The organism is Chryseobacterium cucumeris (assembly GCF_001593385.1).
Taxonomy (GTDB): domain Bacteria; phylum Bacteroidota; class Bacteroidia; order Flavobacteriales; family Weeksellaceae; genus Chryseobacterium; species Chryseobacterium cucumeris.
In genome coordinates, this window is sequence record NZ_LUVZ01000023.1 from 16,590 (window position 1) to 32,976 (window position 16,387).

Genomic DNA, 16,387 nt, shown 5'->3' on the forward strand with positions numbered 1-16,387 from the left:
AGCTGATATGGCAGAAGTTACAGAAGATGGCTACCACTTCGACATAAAGAAACTTTCCTTCATAGGAGTTTTAGTGTCTCTAGGAATTGTTTTTGGAGATATTGGTACCTCTCCGCTTTACGTAATGAAAGCAATTGTGAATGCAAGATCCCAAGGGAGCAATATGCCTTTCAATGAATACATAGAAGGTGCTCTTTCCTGTATTATCTGGACCCTTACCCTGCAGACCACGATAAAATATGTGATCATTGCTTTGAGAGCGGATAACAAAGGTGAAGGGGGTATCCTTGCTTTGTTTTCACTGGTAAGAAACCTTAAAAAAGGATGGTTGTACCTCATTGCAATCATTGGTGCTGCAGCCCTTATTGCAGACGGGGTTATTACACCATCACTGACGGTAATGTCAGCTATTGAAGGTCTTGAAATTTATAACCCACATACTCCTGTGGTCCCTATCACCATTGGAATACTGATTGCCATTTTTGTGGTGCAGCAGTTTGGAACCAGTTTTATCGGGAAATTTTTTGGTCCTGTAATGGTGGTTTGGTTCCTGGTATTAGGAGGACTGGGAGTAATGCATTTGAGTGAAAATTTTGAGATTTTAAGATCTTTCAACCCTTATTACGCTTATAAACTTATTGCCAACTCTCCAAGTGCTATTGTTATTTTAGGAGCTGTTTTCCTTTGTACAACCGGAGCAGAAGCATTGTATTCTGATTTAGGGCACTGTGGCGCAAAAAACATCAGAATAAGCTGGGCATTCGTTAAGATTATGCTTATTCTGAATTATCTTGGACAAGGAGCATGGCTTTTAACCAATTATAACAAACCTGGATTTTCTGTAGTGAATCCTTTCTTTGGAATCATGGAAGAATGGATGATCATCCCAGGAGTAATTTTAGCAACAGCAGCAGCAATTATTGCCAGTCAGGCGTTAATTACCGGTTCTTTCACCATATTTTCAGAAGCAATGTCTCTTAACCTTTGGCCTAATCAGAAAATTGATTATCCTTCCGGAGTAAAAGGACAGATGTATATCCCAAGAATCAACTGGGGACTTCTTATCCTGTGTATCATTGTTGTGCTTCACTTCAGAGAATCAGGAAAAATGGAAGCCGCTTACGGACTTTCCATTACGGTGACCATGCTGATGACAACCGTTCTGTTGGTCTTCTGGCTCCTGAAACACAGAGTAAGCAAAGTCTTGATTCTGGTTTTCGCAATGGTTTATATGGCAATCGAATTAGGTTTCTTCAGTGCCAACATTATCAAATTCATGGAAGGTGGATGGATCACCGTTGTTTTGGCTGGTTCTATCGGAATTTCTATGTATGCATGGTATAACGGAAGACTGATCAAAACAAGATTTATCCAGTTTGTGAAAATAGAAAAATATGTGTCTATTCTTAAAGACATGAAACTGGACGAAACTATTCCGAAATATGCTACCAATCTGGCTTATCTGAGCAGAGCTAAAAGAAATGATGAAGTGGAATCTAAAATTATTTATTCCATCATCAAAAAACAACCGAAAAGAGCAGATCATTACTTCATCCTGAGCATTGTAAACCAGGAAGATCCATATACTTTCAGATATACTGTAGACGAGATCCTTCCGGGAACCGTATATAAAATCAATTTCCTTTTAGGATTTAAAGTAGACCGAAGAATCAACGATTATTTCAATATGGTCCTTAAAGATCTAATGGCAGACGGAACCATTCCTTCAAGAAGCAGCCACCCATCTTTAAGAGCTCATGATATACCACCGGATCTTAAATATGTGATCATAGATAATACCTATATCAACGATATCCTTTTAACTGTTAAACAGAAGATTACTCTTAACATTTACAATTTTGTGAAGTATATCGGAAGTGACGACTTTAAGGCTTGGGGAGTCTCTTCGCATAACGTTGAAGTAGAATCTGCACCGATCACAGAATTAACAGTTTATGATAATAAGATCGAGCAGTCCGGGTATTTCCGTCACAACTCGTAGCTACTCGTATTTAACCATACTATCTATTTAAATAAAATTCAATAAATTTGTAGATAATTTTTTTAATGGATACAATACAAAAAGAAAAAAATATAGCTTTGATCAAGGATGTTTTGAGAAACTACTTATTAGAAAAGGGGTTCAGAAACACACCTGAAAGATATACAATATTGGAAGAGATTTATAATATGGATCATCACTTTAATGTTGATGATCTGTATCTTCTCATGATGCAGAAAAAATATCATGTTTCCAAAGCAACCATTTACAACACGATTGAAATTTTCCTTGATGCAGGTTTAATCCGTAAGCATCAGTTCGGAGAAAAGACATTAACTTCTTCGTCTTATGAAAAGTCTTATTTTGACAAACAGCATGACCACCTGGTGATCTACAAAAAAGACTCTGATAAAGAAATTGAAGAAATTATTGAATTCTGCGACCCAAGAATTCAAGGAATCAAAGAAGCCATCGAAGAAGCATTTGGCGTAAAAATTGATTCTCATTCGCTATATTTCTATGGCACTAAGAATGACTAATTAATGAGAATAGCCCTTTTTCTGTTACTCTTTATTTCTACGCTCAACTTTGCGCAGGATAAAACCCCTGTGAAGAGAGATCCTTATTTGCAGGCTCCTTCACCGGCTCAGCCCAAACAGGTGAGACCTGAAGATAAAGTAAAGATCATCCATGCGGACGAGATCAAGAAAAGTCCTGAAAAATACGACGGGAATCAATACTTTACCGGAAATGTTCAGATAGAACACCAAGGCTCCATTCTTACAGCAGATGAAGTTGTTCTGTATAATGAAGAGAACTTTGTAAAAGCAATAGGTAATACAAGGCTTCAAAATACCGACGGTTCTGTGATCACAGCAGGAGAAATGGAATATGATGCCAATACCCAGAAAGGTGTTGCCAGAAAAAATGTGGTTTTAACAGATCCGAAGCAAACCATTAAAACAGATATTCTGTATTATGACAGGCTGGCTAATCAGGCTTATTTTAACACAGGAGGGACAATTTCTGACGGGCAGAATGTAACCTACGCCAAAGTAGGAACCTATTTTCTCAATACAAGAGTGGTAGATCTTACTGGGAATGTAAAAATTGAAACCCCGCAGTATACTATAGAAGGACCCAACATCAAACAGAATCAGAACACAAAAATTGCTGATTTTCTAGGTCCTACAACCATTACCAGCAAAACCAATCCAAGAAACAGAATCTACACGGAAAAAGGAACCTATAAAATGGATTCCAAGGAGGCTTTTCTAACCAAAAACTCCAGAATCTATTATAATGAGAAAATTCTTACCGGTGATGATATGTACTATAATCAAATCTCAGGATTCGGTAAGGCAACAGGAAATGTAACTCTTGATGATCCTATAGAAAAAAGATATATAAAAGGAGGTTATGGAGAAATTTTTGAGAAAAAAGACTCTGCCATGATGACTAAAAGTCCGTATGCTGTAAAAGTGATGGAAAAAGACTCCATTTATTTCGCTGCAGAAAAAATTATCTCCTATCAAAGACCGGATACAGTAGATATCAAAGTGAAGAAAAGCTATCTGAGAGCTTTTAAAAAAGCCCGTATCTATAAATCCAATGCACAGGGAAGAGCAGATTCCATTGCTTTCAATGAAACAGACGGAATCATGCATATGTATACCAATCCGATTCTTTGGAGTGGTGAAAAGCAGGTTACCGGAGATAAAGTGGAAGCATATTTCAATACCAAAACAGAAGATATTGACTCTCTGAAAGTAATCGGAAATGCCTTTGCCATCAGTAAAGTTGACTCACTTACCCTGAAAGATGAGTTCAATCAGGTGAAAGGAAAATTCATGACGGTATACTATGAGAAAAATGCGATTAAAGAAGCAAGAGTCGTTGGAAATGCCCAGTCTATCGTGTATGTTGATGATACTGATCAGGAAACCAAAAAACCGGAAAGAATAGGGATTACATTATCAACCTGCGGAATTATCGGAGCATTGTTTGAAGAAAGAGCACTGCAGATTATTTCATGCAGTATTGGAGCTGCTTCCGATACTTATCCTATGAGTATGATAGAACCTTCGAAAAGAAAATTCCCGGATTTTAACTGGAATACCAAAGACAGAATCAGGAAATGGCAGGATATCCTTGTAGATACTCCAAATAACGAAGAAATACAATATACAGCTGATAGTGAGCTATTCGATAAAGCGCAGAAAGCAATTGACGACGAAAAAGCTAAAGAAGAAGCTAAAAAACCAAAGAGAGTAAGAAAATAGAAAACAAGTAGGTATGAAAAAAATTCTGTTACTGTTATTATTTTTTCCATTGATGTTTTTTTCCCAAGATTTACAACCAGGTGAATTTGTATGGAGTAAAGAACGAAAATTACAGAAAGAGGATTATAAATTGATTACCCATGATGATCGTATTTCAATCAGATCAGCAATCAACTTTTCTTATCAGTTAAGGGGATTTAATGCACTAAGTAATAATTTTAATAAAAAGATTATCAATAAATTTTCCAGCAGTGCTTCATCAATAAATCCTGATTCTCGCAATATTCCGGCTATGATAGAATATCAGCAGGTCAATTTTGATTTAGCCGAAGTATATGCCCGAAAAATGCGTAAAGACCTTCTTATTCATAAAAATACGCTGTGGAAAGGTTTTACTTATGCCAATGAAATGTTTAATAATCTGACAGCTGAATATACAAAAGCTCAGGCCCTGATAGACAATGAAACCAATTATGGCCTTAATACTCAAAAGCTGCAGGATTGGAAACAGAAAATTCAGAATGAACTTGATGAACTTTCTGATTTTGATTACAACAATACATCTAAAATAAAAATAAAAAAAGATTCTAAAGAAGAGAACTGATTTAGACTTTCATAACATATTTATGGAAATGCATAAAGATTTTTTTATATATCAGGCTCAAACCACCAAATTTGCTGCCGGTTTTGAAGTTGAAAAAGCAGTAGGAAGCTACATTTATGGTACAGACGGAAAAAGATATCTTGACTTTGTAGCAGGAGTTTCTGCTAATACTTTGGGACACTCGCACCCTAAAATAGTGGATGCCATTAAAGAGCAGGCCGATAAATATCTTCACGTAATGGTTTACGGAGAATATGCACAGGAAAAACCAATCGCATTATGCAGACTGCTTGCAGAAGCCACTCCGGATCCTCTGGAGGTTACTTACCTTGTGAATAGCGGTGCAGAAGCTATCGATGGAAGCTTAAAGCTGGCTAAAAGATATACAGGAAGAGAAGAAATAGTTTCCTTTAAAAATTCTTACCATGGAAATACTCATGGAGCTTTAAGTGTTTCCGGAAATGAAACTCACAAGAGAGAATTCCGTCCTTTACTACCAATGGTGTCTTTCATTGAGTTTAACAATGAAGATGACTTTGATAAAATTACGGAGAAGACTGCTTGTGTTATTCTTGAGACCATTCAGGGAGCAGCAGGCTTTCTGGTTCCAAATAACGACTATCTGATCAAATTAAAAAGAAGATGTGAAGAAGTAGGAGCGCTTTTAATTCTGGACGAAATACAGCCCGGATTTGGAAGAACAGGGAAGTTATTCTCTTTTGAACATTTTGGAATTGTTCCGGATATTCTGGTGATGGGTAAAGGAATGGGTGGTGGAGTTCCTGTAGGAGCTTTTATGAGTTCCAGAGAAATTATGGAAACCCTTTCTCACTCACCAAAACTTGGGCATATTACTACTTTTGGAGGAAATCCATTAATTGCAGCATCAAGTTATGCCACATTAAAAGAAGTGTTGGATAGTGGTTTAATGAATGAAGTTGAGGAAAAAGAAAAGTTGTTCAGAGAACTTTTGGTTCATCCTAAAATTAAAAATATCAACGGTAAAGGGTTGATGCTTGCCGTGAACTTAGGAACTCCTGAATATACGCTGGAAGTAGCTAAAAAATGTATGGAAAAAGGGCTGATTGTTTTCTGGCAGCTGTACAGAAATGAATACCTGAGAATCTCTCCGCCGCTTACATTATCTCTGGACGAAATCCGGGAAGGATGCCAGATTATTCTTGATATACTGAATGAAAATTAAAGATAAAATCTCTCTGTAAATGAGAGATTTTTTTATGTTTTGCATGGTAATTTTTAGCTTTAAAACCTGACATCACAGAGATTTAAATCCAGTGATAAATATCATACAGATTCTATAAAAAAGTAATTGTTTTTTTGCGTAATAAAAAAATTAATTTATATATTGCGGGACGATAAAACAAAGATTATATGGCGAAACATAAAGTCCATTACGAATTTCCAATGCACTGTTTATCAGAGATTTTATATGAATATCTGGCGACTGCAGAGGGATTGTCTGAATGGTTTGCGGATGAGGTAACAGAGAAAGGCGATGATTTCTTTTTTAGCTGGGGTGGAGGACCTGCTGAGAAGGCCACTTTGATCAGATATAAGCCTGAAGGTTTCGTGCGTTTCAGATGGGAAGAAGATGAAGGAACAAAAAATTTCTTTGAAATGACTATCACTATCGATGATATTACAGAAGATCTTGCTTTAAATATTACAGATTTCTGTGAAGAAGGTGATGAAGAGGAAAATGCAATGTATTGGGAAAATCTTATCGAAAACCTGAGAATAAAACTAGGTGCGGCATAATACCGGGCTATATGAAATGATAAAACTGATGAACGATTTATCGTTCATTATTTTTTTGTAAATAAATCATATCAAAAATTGGAAAATCAATATTTTACATCAGACGAGTTAAGTGTAAAGAACAGAGCTTTTCTTTGGGGAGACTCAGTAAAAGTATCTTTCTTTGTAAGAAATGGTGGATTGATCATGGACGAAGAATGCTATTTTTTCCTGATGGCTTCCATGAGAAAGATGAGACTGAATATTCCTTTAACTTACACCCTGGAGTTTTTCCAGAACCTTTTTCAAAAAGAAATCATTGAAGGTAAAGGAGTCAAGAACGGAATTATCAATTTCCAGGTGTTCAGAAATAATGATGGAGTGACCTTGGCAAAATCTTCAGTTTCCTATTTTTACGAAGTAACGGAAATGGCGGATGTGCTTGCAGTTCATCAAAGACCTTTGGAATTGGATTTGATTAAAGAAATTAACGTTAATAACAATCTTTTGAGCAATATCAGGGTTCACTGTCCGGAAAACATTTACGGAGTGATCTATGCCCAGGAAAATGACCTTGATGACGTGATTCTTCTGAATCCAAACAAAAGAATAGCGCGCACCACTGCAGGAAATCTTCTCTTTTTGGAAGGTGACGTGATCAAAGTACCCAAACAGACAGAAGGAGCTTACATTTCTCCTTTGATGGAAAACTTTGTTACTTTTTTACATAAAAATAATCTTGCTGATATTCAGGAACACGAGATTATCGCATTTGAATCTCAGAAAGCTGAAGAAATTTTAATGATTTCAGACGAGAAAGGTATATTTTCTGTAGGTAAGATAAGAAACAAGACTTTTGAAACTTCCCGTTTCTCTGAACTGGTAGAAAGCTGGAAGAAAAGTTTTAATTAATAAAAATTGACAAACCCGGTAAACAACAAAGTTCCAGAAGTCCTTTACCGGGTTTTATTCTGAGTAAATCAGAAATTGTTTTTTTATTTAATATTCGTTGATAATCTCAACAAATTTTTGTGCGATTTCTTTCTGCCCTTTTTCACTGGTAATATAATTCCTGTTGTCAGAATTATTGATGAAGCCAAGTTCTACCAATACAGCAGGTGCTTTGGTTTCTCTCAGCATATGAAGATTGCTCTCCGATATTTTTCGGGCATTGAATTTCTTATAGATTTTTCCAGCTAATTCCTTTGAAACATCAGAATTTTGAACGTACACTTCAAATCCGTTGTCAGATCTTTCTTTTTCAGGAGAGCTGTTCACGTGAAGGGAAATAACCATTTCAGGGTTTAGCTTGTTGATCAGATCTGTTCTTTCTGCAAGAGTAGGATAACTGTCTGAATCCCTTGTTAAAATAACTTCATATTGATTCTGGCTTTCATTGATCTTCCGGATTTCCTTAGCAACGCTTAATGCAATATTTTTTTCCAGAATTTCACCATAAGTTGCTCCAAAATCATTTCCGCCATGTCCGGCATCGATGACAATATATTTTTTGTTGATAGGAGTAAATGATAAAAAAGCTGTAGAAAATATTGATAAAGCAAGTAATGTAATACCTTTCATATCAGTGATTTTAGTTTTTCAAAGAACGGAAAAACTTTCTTTAAAATTGGTTAAAAGAATCTTAAAGTTTGTTAATTATCAGAGTAATGCGAAAAATATACTTTTAGTTCAGTGAAATATCTTCTGGCGAATTGGCCCAGAGAAGAAATTCTCCTCCAAGATTCTGCATGATAGATTTCCAGAGTGTCTGATCGTTGGGAAGTGTATAATCAAGATTATAAACATCCACTACAGTCCACATTTTCCTCTGAACTTCACTATCCAGCTGATTAGGAGACCACCCGGAATATCCTGAAAATATTTTGATATGATTAATATCCAGTTCACTGCTTAAAACCGCATTAATAATACGTTCAATATCTTCTGTAAGATAGTATTCATCAGTGATGTCTGTATAGATCTCAGTAACTCTTTTACCTTTTACAATGAAGAATACTTTGTCGTTTTCTACAGGCCCTCCATCATAAACCTCAATTTTAAAGTCAAAAAAATCTTTGAATTTGCTACTCATCTGGCTATTCTTTTTATTCAATATCAAACCAAATGCACCACTTTCATTATGTTCAATAACCAATACTACCGATCTTGAAAAAATATCGCCGGAAATGTCAGGGGTCGAGATTAATATTTTACCTTTGTATGAGTGATTCATAATCAAATTTAATAAAAAATATTTATGGAAAACCTGCACGACAAAAGAAAAGTGTACGAGAAATCCCAACTTATTGAAAGTGAGATAAAACAAAATCCAATTGAGCAGTTCAGAGACTGGTTTTTGGAAGCCAATGAGAGTCCGATGATCTCAGAAGCTAATGCTATGGCGGTTTCTACTGTAGAAGAAGATGGGTGTCCAAGAACAAGAATGGTGCTTCTTAAAGCATATACCCATGAGGGGTTTATTTTTTATACCAATTATAACAGCAGAAAAGGAAAAGCAATAGAAAGCAATCATAAAGCCTGCCTGCATTTTTTCTGGCCTAATCTTGAAAGGCAGATCATTATCAAGGCTGATCTTGAAAAGGTAGCAGAAAATCTTAGCGATGGTTATTTCCATTCCAGGCCAAAAGGAAGTCAGCTTGGCGCTGTGGTCTCTCCGCAAAGCCAGGAGATTCCTAATAGAGAATTTCTGGAAGATAAATTAAAAGAGCTGGAAAAGGAGTTTGAACATACGGAAGTGCCAAGACCTGCCAATTGGGGCGGATATCTTGCCAGACCCTATGAAATTGAATTCTGGCAGGGAAGACCCAATCGTCTTCATGACAGGATTATTTATGAGCTTAAAGACCTTGACTGGAAAATTTCAAGATTGGCTCCGTAATGGAAAAATAAGAGGTTAAAAACTAGATGATGCGTTATATTTTAATGCATGTCATGATCGGTTTATCAATAGAAGCGGGCTTTAGCCCGCTTATTTTATTGGGTGTGATAATACCGGCTTTAGCCAAAACTTAATAATTATAAACCAGTTAAATCTTCTTAACGGTTGGATTTCCTATCACAATTTGACATAAAAAAAGCTGTTTCTAAGAAACAGCCTTGAATTTTTGTAATCTGAATGATTATTTTTTCTTAGCACCTGAAACTGCATTTGATAAATCAGCTCCAGCTTTGAATTTAGCAACTTTTTTAGCAGCAATTTTGATTGGTTTTTTAGTTGCAGGGTTAATACCTTGTCTAGCCGCTCTCTCAGCTACTGAGAAAGTACCGAAACCTACTAAAGAAACTTTTCCGTCTTTTTTCTTTAAAGTAGTTGTAACGTTACCAATGAAAGATTCTAAAGCAGCTTTTGCTGCAACTTTAGTGATACCTGCATCTTTTGCGATTGCGTCGATTAATTCAGACTTGTTCATAATTTTTAATATTAAAGTTAGTTCGTAATTATAGCAAATATAGTACTATTTTCTAATTGTGCAATTTTTTTATTAAAACTTGTAAAATTTTTTTGCTTTTCACTGAAATCAGTTAAAATATGATAATTCCACTTTTCACAGAAAATCTACGTTACAGGTTACTAAAATCATGCCAAATGCTTATGTGTATTGACTTTAGCAAAAAGTTAATATTATTTTTCGTATTTATTAAATCCTAAATTGTGTATAAACAATTAATTTTTTTGACCATATGATTGTTAAATCTATAAGTAATTTTTAAATTTCTTATGTTTTGTGAAATTAAACCCCTGTGTTTGTGGGAGTTTTAAAATGATAATAAAGACCTGTTTTATTAATTTTTATTAATAAATTTGCAGCATGTTAATAGAAGTTTTCAAGTCTAAGATTCATAGGGTGAGAGTAACTGCCTCTGACCTTAATTACATAGGGAGTATAACGATCGATGAAGATCTTATAGAAGCTGCCGGTCTGGTAGTGGGAGAAAGAGTCTATATCGTTAATGTGAACAACGGAGAACGCTTTGATACTTACGTGATCAAAGGGAAAAGAAAATCAGGGGAAGTATGTCTGAATGGTCCTGCAGCAAGAAAAGTACAGAAAGATGATATTATCATCATTATTGCTTATGCTCAGATGACTCCGGAGGAAGCAAAAGATTTCCAGCCAAAGATCGTTTTCCCGGATGAAAAAACAAATCTTCTTACGTAGTACATGGAGAAAACATCAAAAAGTCCGGTAAAATCAATACTTACAATAGTAATATCGCTTGCTTTTGCAGGCTTTTTTTTATGGCTTGCCTTAAGAGGGCTGGATTTTAAAGTCATTCAAAAATCACTGGCAAAAGCTAATTATATCTGGGTATTGTTTGCTTCTGTATTTGGTCTTCTGGCTTACTGGTTCAGGGCAATCCGCTGGAATCTGATGCTGGAGCCGATGGGACACAGAATTTCCAATTCCAATGCGCTTTGGTCTATCTCATTTGGTTATCTGATGAACCTTACGATTCCCAGAAGTGGCGAAGTAGCAAGGGCAACCGCTTTATATGGGGTGGAAAAAGTACCTGTAGATAAATCTTTTGGAACTATTATTCTGGAAAGAGTAGTAGACCTGATCTGTATGCTTGGTTTCTTAGGACTGACATTATTGTTCAAATATGATGCAATTCTGTCATTCTATAAAAACTCAGGAGTCAATATCAATCCTACTAAAATAATATTCATCCTTTCCATTCTGGTAATAGGAACAGTCTTATTTTTTGTATTTAGAAAGAAACTGGCAGAAGTTCCGTTTTTAGGAAAAGTGGTTAGCTTTATTGACGGGATTTTTCAGGGGATAACTTCCATCTTTAAATTAAAAGAAAAAGGGAAATTCATTCTTTATACATTAGGAATCTGGATTTGCTATTATTTAGCAGCTTATCTGGTATGCTTTGCCCTTCCTGAAACTTCAGCATTTACCTTTGCAGATGGATTTTTCATTATTGTAGTGGGAACACTGGGAATGATTATTCCTGCCAGCGGAGGAATCGGAGCGTATAACCTTGCCATGAAGTATGGTTTTATGGCTCTTTTCATTTCAGTAGGAAAAAGTGCAGATTTTGGAGGTGAAATGGGACTTACCTATTCCTTTATTTCTTTACCGTTGCAGATTGTGATTATGCTGGTGATGGGATTAATTTCCATTCCTATGCTGGCCAAAGCAAGAAATGCTGCTGTTTCAGATAAAGAATTTGAAAATTAATTCAATACATTTTTTATATAATGCAAGGTTCAATTTTTTAATTGGACCTTTTTTTATGAGCATTTTTGTGATTTAAAGAGTTTAAAATTAAGCGGTATGGAACATTTTTTCATCAATAAATTTGGTCAATTCGTAAATCACTTCTATCTTAATGCAAAAAATAATCATAATATAAAACACTATGGCAATTAATCTACAGAAAGGACAAAAGATCGAGATAGGATTGACGAAAATGACGATTGGATTAGGCTGGGATCCGAATGAAGGAACCGGCTACGATTTTGACCTGGATGCTTCTGCAATCATGATTGATTCTGACAGAAAATTAGTAAGCGAAGAATACTTCGTTTTTTACAATAACCTGAATTCTCCGGATGGAGCACTTACCCATACAGGAGATGATCCGAGTGGTAAAAACAGTGATGGTGACGATGATGAAGCGATCATTATAGACCTTGATAAAGTAGATTCAAGAGTAGAAGAGATCCTTTTTGTGGTCACCATAGAAGATTTTGAAAGAAGAAGACAGAATTTCGGACAGGTAAGAAACTCCTATATCAGAGTAGTAGATAACCATTCCAACCAGGAAATTGCAAAATACGAACTGGATGAGGATTTCTCTATCGAAACAGGAGTAGAGTTCGGAAGACTGTACAAAAGAAACGGAAGCTGGAAATTTGAAGCTTCAGGGATAGGATACAGAGCAGATTTAGGCTTCTTCCTTGAAAAATACTACAAAGGGCAAATCATCAAATAAATCATCAAATACACAAAAACTATAACTATGGCAATTAATTTACAGAAAGGACAAACGATAGATTTAAGAAAGAATGACCGCGGAGAAAGCGTTTATGATCTTTCAAAAGTAACCATCGGTCTAGGATGGGATGTAAGAAAACAAAGCAGTGGATTCTTCGGTAAACTGTTCAGCAAGGAAGCAGAATATGATCTTGATGCTGTAGCCTTTCTTTTGGATGGCAACGGAAAAGTAGCTAATCTTGGAAGAACGGTGCAGACCAATGACGGAAGACAGATGGGGCTTTATCAGGGAGATGTGGTTTTCTTCAATTCTATGCAGCACCCAAGCGGAAATGTATGGCTTACCGGAGATAACAGAACCGGAGCTGGAGATGGCGATGATGAGCAGATCATTGTAAGACTGGATCAGCTGGATCAAAGCTACCAGAAAATTGTGTTCATTGTTACCATTTATCAGGGAAGAACCAATAACCAGCACTTCGGAATGATCGAAAATGCATTTATCCGTGCGGTAGATGCTTCAGGAAAAGAAATTACAAAATACAGCCTTTCCGGCGATTCAAGCATGAATGGTAAATGTGCAATGGTTTTTGCAGAAGCCTACCGTCACAATGGCGACTGGAAATTCCGCGCTGTAGGAGAGCCTCATAATACAGATAATTTTATCGATATTCTGAGACAGCAATACGCTTATTCGAACTAGATTTTCAATTTTTTTCAACTCATATAAAAGCCGGCTTGGAAGTCTCCGACTCCCTCCGCCGGCTTCAGAATTAATACTTGTCTATAATGAGCAGGAGATTATTAGCTTATTTTTTATTGGATACTTCAGGGTCTATGAACGGAGAACCTATTCAGGCACTGAACAATGGTTTCAATGGTCTTATCAGTATGCTTCGCGCGGATCCGCAGGCGATGGACAGCCTGCATTTAAGTGTCATTACCTTTGATAGAGAGGTTAAGAATATTATACCCTTAACAGATCTGGCAAGTTTTTATCCAATGGAGATTACTTGTCCGGATAGTGGCCCTACGCATACAGGAGCTGCTTTGGAAATGGTTTCTGAACTGGTTCAGAGAGAAATTGTAAAAGAATCGGCCGATGCAAAAGGAGACTGGCAGCCGTTACTGTTTATATTTACGGATGGAAAACCTTCGGATATTCAGAAGTACAGGCAGATGATCCCTGTGATCAGAGGGATGGAATTTGGGGCTATCGTAGGATGTGCAGCAGGCCCGAAAGCAGATGAGCAGTTTTTGAAAGAACTGACCGATCATGTAGTAAAACTGGATACTACAGACGCGATTACTCTTTCTTCCTTTTTCAAATGGGTGAGCTCTTCCATTACACAGGGAGGACAATCTCAGAATACGGGAGAAAATATGACATTACCTCCGCCACCATCGGAGCTTACTATTATTATTTAAAATATTGTCTTTACACCATGAGAAGACTGCCTATTTATTTTTTAGTAGATATCTCCGAATCTATGGTAGGAGAGCCTATAGAGCAGGTACAGGAAGGTATCGCCAATATCATCAGGGAATTAAAAAAAGATCCGTATTCACTGGAAACGGTTTACATTTCTGTGATAGGTTTTGCAGGAGAAGCGGAAGTGATTACTCCCATGCAGGATATTATCAGTTTTTATCCGCCAAAAATCCCAATCGGAAGTGGAACGTCGCTTTCCCAGGGATTAATCAAAGTAATGGATTGTATCGACAAGGATATTGTGAAAACAACGTATGAAAGAAAAGGCGACTGGAAACCTATCGTCTTCTTGTTTACAGACGGAGTGCCTACTGATGATGCCACCAAAGCCATTGAAAGATGGAATACCAAATACAATGGAAAATCTAACACTATTGCCGTTTCTATTGGAGAAAATACCAATTATAAACTTCTCGGTTCTCTGGCAGACCATGTTTTACTGTTCAATAATTCTGATGAAAATTCTTACAAAGAGTTTTTCAAATGGGTAACGGATTCTATTAAAACAACTAGCCAGAGTGTCACAGAAGCAAAAAAAGAAGGAATTAATTTGTCTAAAATTGATTCCCTTATTCTGGAGAAAGTAGATCCTGAAATGGAACAGAGATTTCCTGATAATAACTTTGTCGTACTGAATGGGAAATGCCAGGAAACTGAAAAGCTTTATCTGATGAAGTTTAAAAAAGCATTCGCAGAATCAAGCATACCGGGAATGGCTACAAGATATTACAGACTGGACGGAGCATATAAAATTGATGAAAGAGCCTACTACAGACTTTCTTCCAGTCAGAAAACGCATCTTAAAATCAATATCGAAGAACTGGACGGAGGAACTTCATGCCCTCACTGTGCCAATCCCATTGCGCTGGCTACCTGCTCATGTGGAGGAATTCATTGTCTGAGGGGAGAAGGATACAGTAAATGTCCGTGGTGTGGAACTTCGGATTATTATGGATTTTCCGGAGGAGGATTTGACATTAACAGAACGTTGGGCTAATGATGGGGAAATTTTTCAGGAAATCAGCTGATGAATCCAAACCAAAAAGTATGGAACAGGCTCTTATTTATAAAGAAAAGGAAGAATTCAAAGACGTTCATTGGGTATTGAAAAATGCCAGTGCCAAACAGTTCTATGAGTTCAGTCTCGAGATGGAAGAGTTTCCCAACATCAAGATTCAGAATATCGGAAACCTGGAAGAAACAGGACTTAGTTTTGAAAATGATACTATTTCAGGAATTCCATTAAAGAATAATATGTACCATCTGGATGTTCGGTTTTATCACACTTATGATCAGAATCAAATTGAAATAAAAAAAATCCAACTGTTTGTCAACGCAGATCCTAAAGATTTGTGGAGAAATATTCCAAGCGATACCAATGCTGCTTTTTATAAATCGGAAGAAGACTCATACAAAGGTTCTTTTTCAGACAAAAAAATTGTTGTAGTCTCCAAAAGAGGACGTTCTCACGCTCATGAAGGTAAATTTCGTGAAGACGATTTTGCCGTAAATACGCTTCCCAACGGCTGGAATATTATTTCTGTTTCAGATGGAGCGGGCTCTGCCTCAGCTGCCAGAGAAGGTTCAAGGCTGGCAACTACAACGATCAACCATTTTTTTAACTCACAGGAGATTTTAAACCAGATTGAAAATAACATCAATGTTTTATATATCAATCAGTTCCCTGATAAAGAACAATTGAAAGCCAAGAAGGATACCATCAATATCTTATCGGAAAGTGTCTTGCATGTTTATCACACATTAGAAAAAAAAGCGGCAGAAAATGCCCTTTCTGTGAATGATCTGCACACTACACTTATTTTTACTTTGCTTAAGAAATTCAGTTTCGGATATGTGATTCTGAGCTTTGGAGTGGGTGACTGTCCGATCAATCTGATTAATACAGACTTTTCTGAAGTAAAATTGTTAAACCAGATGGATGTGGGAGAGTTTGGTGGTGGCACTCGTTTTATCACCATGAAAGAAATTTTTAATGATAAAATGGCTTCCCGTTTCCAAATTACCTGTGTAGAAGATTTTTCCTATCTCGTGCTGATGACAGATGGTATTTATGATCCTAAATTTACCACAGAAAATAAACTGGAAGATGTAGAAAGCTGGAAAGCACTTTTTGAAGACCTTGCCGGAAATAATGATGACCGGACGAAAGCAGATTTTATTAACGATGAAAAAATTGATGAAGAGCTTTTAATCTGGAGCGATTTCTGGAGCAGAGGAAATCATGATGACCGTACATTGGCCATAATCTATTAATAC

The 16,387-nt window shown here is 36.5% G+C and carries 18 protein-coding genes; 15 read left to right on the forward strand and 3 right to left on the reverse strand.

The window, feature by feature from the left end:
* Positions 1-7 precede the first annotated feature (7 nt).
* The 7 genes from A1704_RS12465 (at position 8) to A1704_RS12495 (ending at position 7,558) form a co-directional block, all read left to right on the forward strand.
* Positions 8-2,002, forward strand: coding sequence for a KUP/HAK/KT family potassium transporter (locus A1704_RS12465; RefSeq protein WP_062673845.1), 1,995 nt, complete (start codon positions 8-10; stop codon positions 2,000-2,002).
* Positions 2,003-2,067: 65 nt separating this feature from the next.
* A complete protein-coding gene (locus A1704_RS12470; RefSeq protein WP_002976876.1) occupies positions 2,068-2,541 on the forward strand; it encodes a Fur family transcriptional regulator in 474 nt (157 codons plus the stop codon).
* Between the two features lie 3 nt (positions 2,542-2,544).
* The gene (locus A1704_RS12475; protein ID WP_062673847.1) at positions 2,545-4,284 is read left to right on the forward strand and encodes an OstA-like protein; all 1,740 of its coding nucleotides are present in this window, start codon (positions 2,545-2,547) and stop codon (positions 4,282-4,284) included.
* 13 nt (positions 4,285-4,297) lie between these two features.
* Entirely contained in the window at positions 4,298-4,888 is a 591-nt protein-coding gene (locus A1704_RS12480; protein WP_131797507.1) for a hypothetical protein, read from the forward strand.
* A 28-nt stretch (positions 4,889-4,916) separates the two neighbouring features.
* Positions 4,917-6,092 (forward strand): aspartate aminotransferase family protein, encoded by a 1,176-nt coding sequence (locus tag A1704_RS12485; RefSeq protein WP_062674773.1) that lies wholly within the window; start codon positions 4,917-4,919, stop codon positions 6,090-6,092.
* A gap of 188 nt (positions 6,093-6,280) precedes the next feature.
* Entirely contained in the window at positions 6,281-6,667 is a 387-nt protein-coding gene (locus A1704_RS12490; RefSeq protein WP_034696870.1) for an START-like domain-containing protein, read from the forward strand.
* Positions 6,668-6,745: 78 nt separating this feature from the next.
* Positions 6,746-7,558: an aminotransferase class IV gene (locus A1704_RS12495; RefSeq protein WP_062673852.1), complete on the forward strand. Its 813-nt coding sequence runs from the start codon at positions 6,746-6,748 to the stop codon at positions 7,556-7,558.
* Between the two features lie 87 nt (positions 7,559-7,645).
* On the opposite strand, the gene A1704_RS12500 is transcribed toward A1704_RS12495, so the two are convergent.
* Together A1704_RS12500 and A1704_RS12505 are read right to left on the reverse strand one after the other, a co-directional pair.
* On the reverse strand, positions 7,646-8,227 hold the full coding sequence (locus A1704_RS12500; RefSeq protein WP_062673854.1) for an N-acetylmuramoyl-L-alanine amidase family protein: 582 nt from the start codon (positions 8,225-8,227) through the stop codon (positions 7,646-7,648).
* Positions 8,228-8,330: 103 nt separating this feature from the next.
* Positions 8,331-8,879 carry a YqgE/AlgH family protein gene (locus tag A1704_RS12505; protein ID WP_062673856.1) on the reverse strand — a complete coding sequence of 183 codons (549 nt, stop codon included), beginning with the start codon at positions 8,877-8,879 and terminating at the stop codon, positions 8,331-8,333.
* 24 nt (positions 8,880-8,903) lie between these two features.
* On the opposite strand from A1704_RS12505, the gene pdxH reads away from it, so the two are divergent.
* On the forward strand, positions 8,904-9,545 hold the full coding sequence (gene pdxH / locus A1704_RS12510) for a pyridoxamine 5'-phosphate oxidase (RefSeq protein WP_062673858.1): 642 nt from the start codon (positions 8,904-8,906) through the stop codon (positions 9,543-9,545).
* Positions 9,546-9,786: 241 nt separating this feature from the next.
* Here the strand turns inward: pdxH and A1704_RS12515 are convergent, their stop codons facing one another.
* Positions 9,787-10,077 carry an HU family DNA-binding protein gene (locus A1704_RS12515; protein ID WP_002976900.1) on the reverse strand — a complete coding sequence of 97 codons (291 nt, stop codon included), beginning with the start codon at positions 10,075-10,077 and terminating at the stop codon, positions 9,787-9,789.
* A 399-nt stretch (positions 10,078-10,476) separates the two neighbouring features.
* On the opposite strand from A1704_RS12515, the gene panD reads away from it, so the two are divergent.
* The 7 genes from panD (at position 10,477) to A1704_RS12550 (ending at position 16,384) form a co-directional block, all read left to right on the forward strand.
* On the forward strand, positions 10,477-10,827 hold the full coding sequence (gene panD, locus A1704_RS12520; RefSeq protein WP_002976902.1) for an aspartate 1-decarboxylase: 351 nt from the start codon (positions 10,477-10,479) through the stop codon (positions 10,825-10,827).
* A gap of 3 nt (positions 10,828-10,830) precedes the next feature.
* Complete coding sequence (locus A1704_RS12525) at positions 10,831-11,859, forward strand: lysylphosphatidylglycerol synthase transmembrane domain-containing protein (RefSeq protein ID WP_062673859.1); 1,029 nt, start codon at positions 10,831-10,833, stop codon at positions 11,857-11,859.
* Positions 11,860-12,040: 181 nt separating this feature from the next.
* Entirely contained in the window at positions 12,041-12,616 is a 576-nt protein-coding gene (locus A1704_RS12530; RefSeq protein WP_034698933.1) for a TerD family protein, read from the forward strand.
* A 27-nt stretch (positions 12,617-12,643) separates the two neighbouring features.
* Positions 12,644-13,321 (forward strand): TerD family protein, encoded by a 678-nt coding sequence (locus A1704_RS12535; protein WP_034698935.1) that lies wholly within the window; start codon positions 12,644-12,646, stop codon positions 13,319-13,321.
* An 86-nt stretch (positions 13,322-13,407) separates the two neighbouring features.
* Positions 13,408-14,046: a vWA domain-containing protein gene (locus A1704_RS12540; protein ID WP_062673861.1), complete on the forward strand. Its 639-nt coding sequence runs from the start codon at positions 13,408-13,410 to the stop codon at positions 14,044-14,046.
* A 17-nt stretch (positions 14,047-14,063) separates the two neighbouring features.
* On the forward strand, positions 14,064-15,107 hold the full coding sequence (locus A1704_RS12545) for a TerY-C metal binding domain-containing protein (RefSeq protein ID WP_062673864.1): 1,044 nt from the start codon (positions 14,064-14,066) through the stop codon (positions 15,105-15,107).
* Complete coding sequence (locus A1704_RS12550) at positions 15,107-16,384, forward strand: PP2C family serine/threonine-protein phosphatase (protein ID WP_062673866.1); 1,278 nt, start codon at positions 15,107-15,109, stop codon at positions 16,382-16,384. Before A1704_RS12545 ends, A1704_RS12550 begins: the two co-directional genes overlap by 1 nt.
* Positions 16,385-16,387 lie beyond the last annotated feature (3 nt).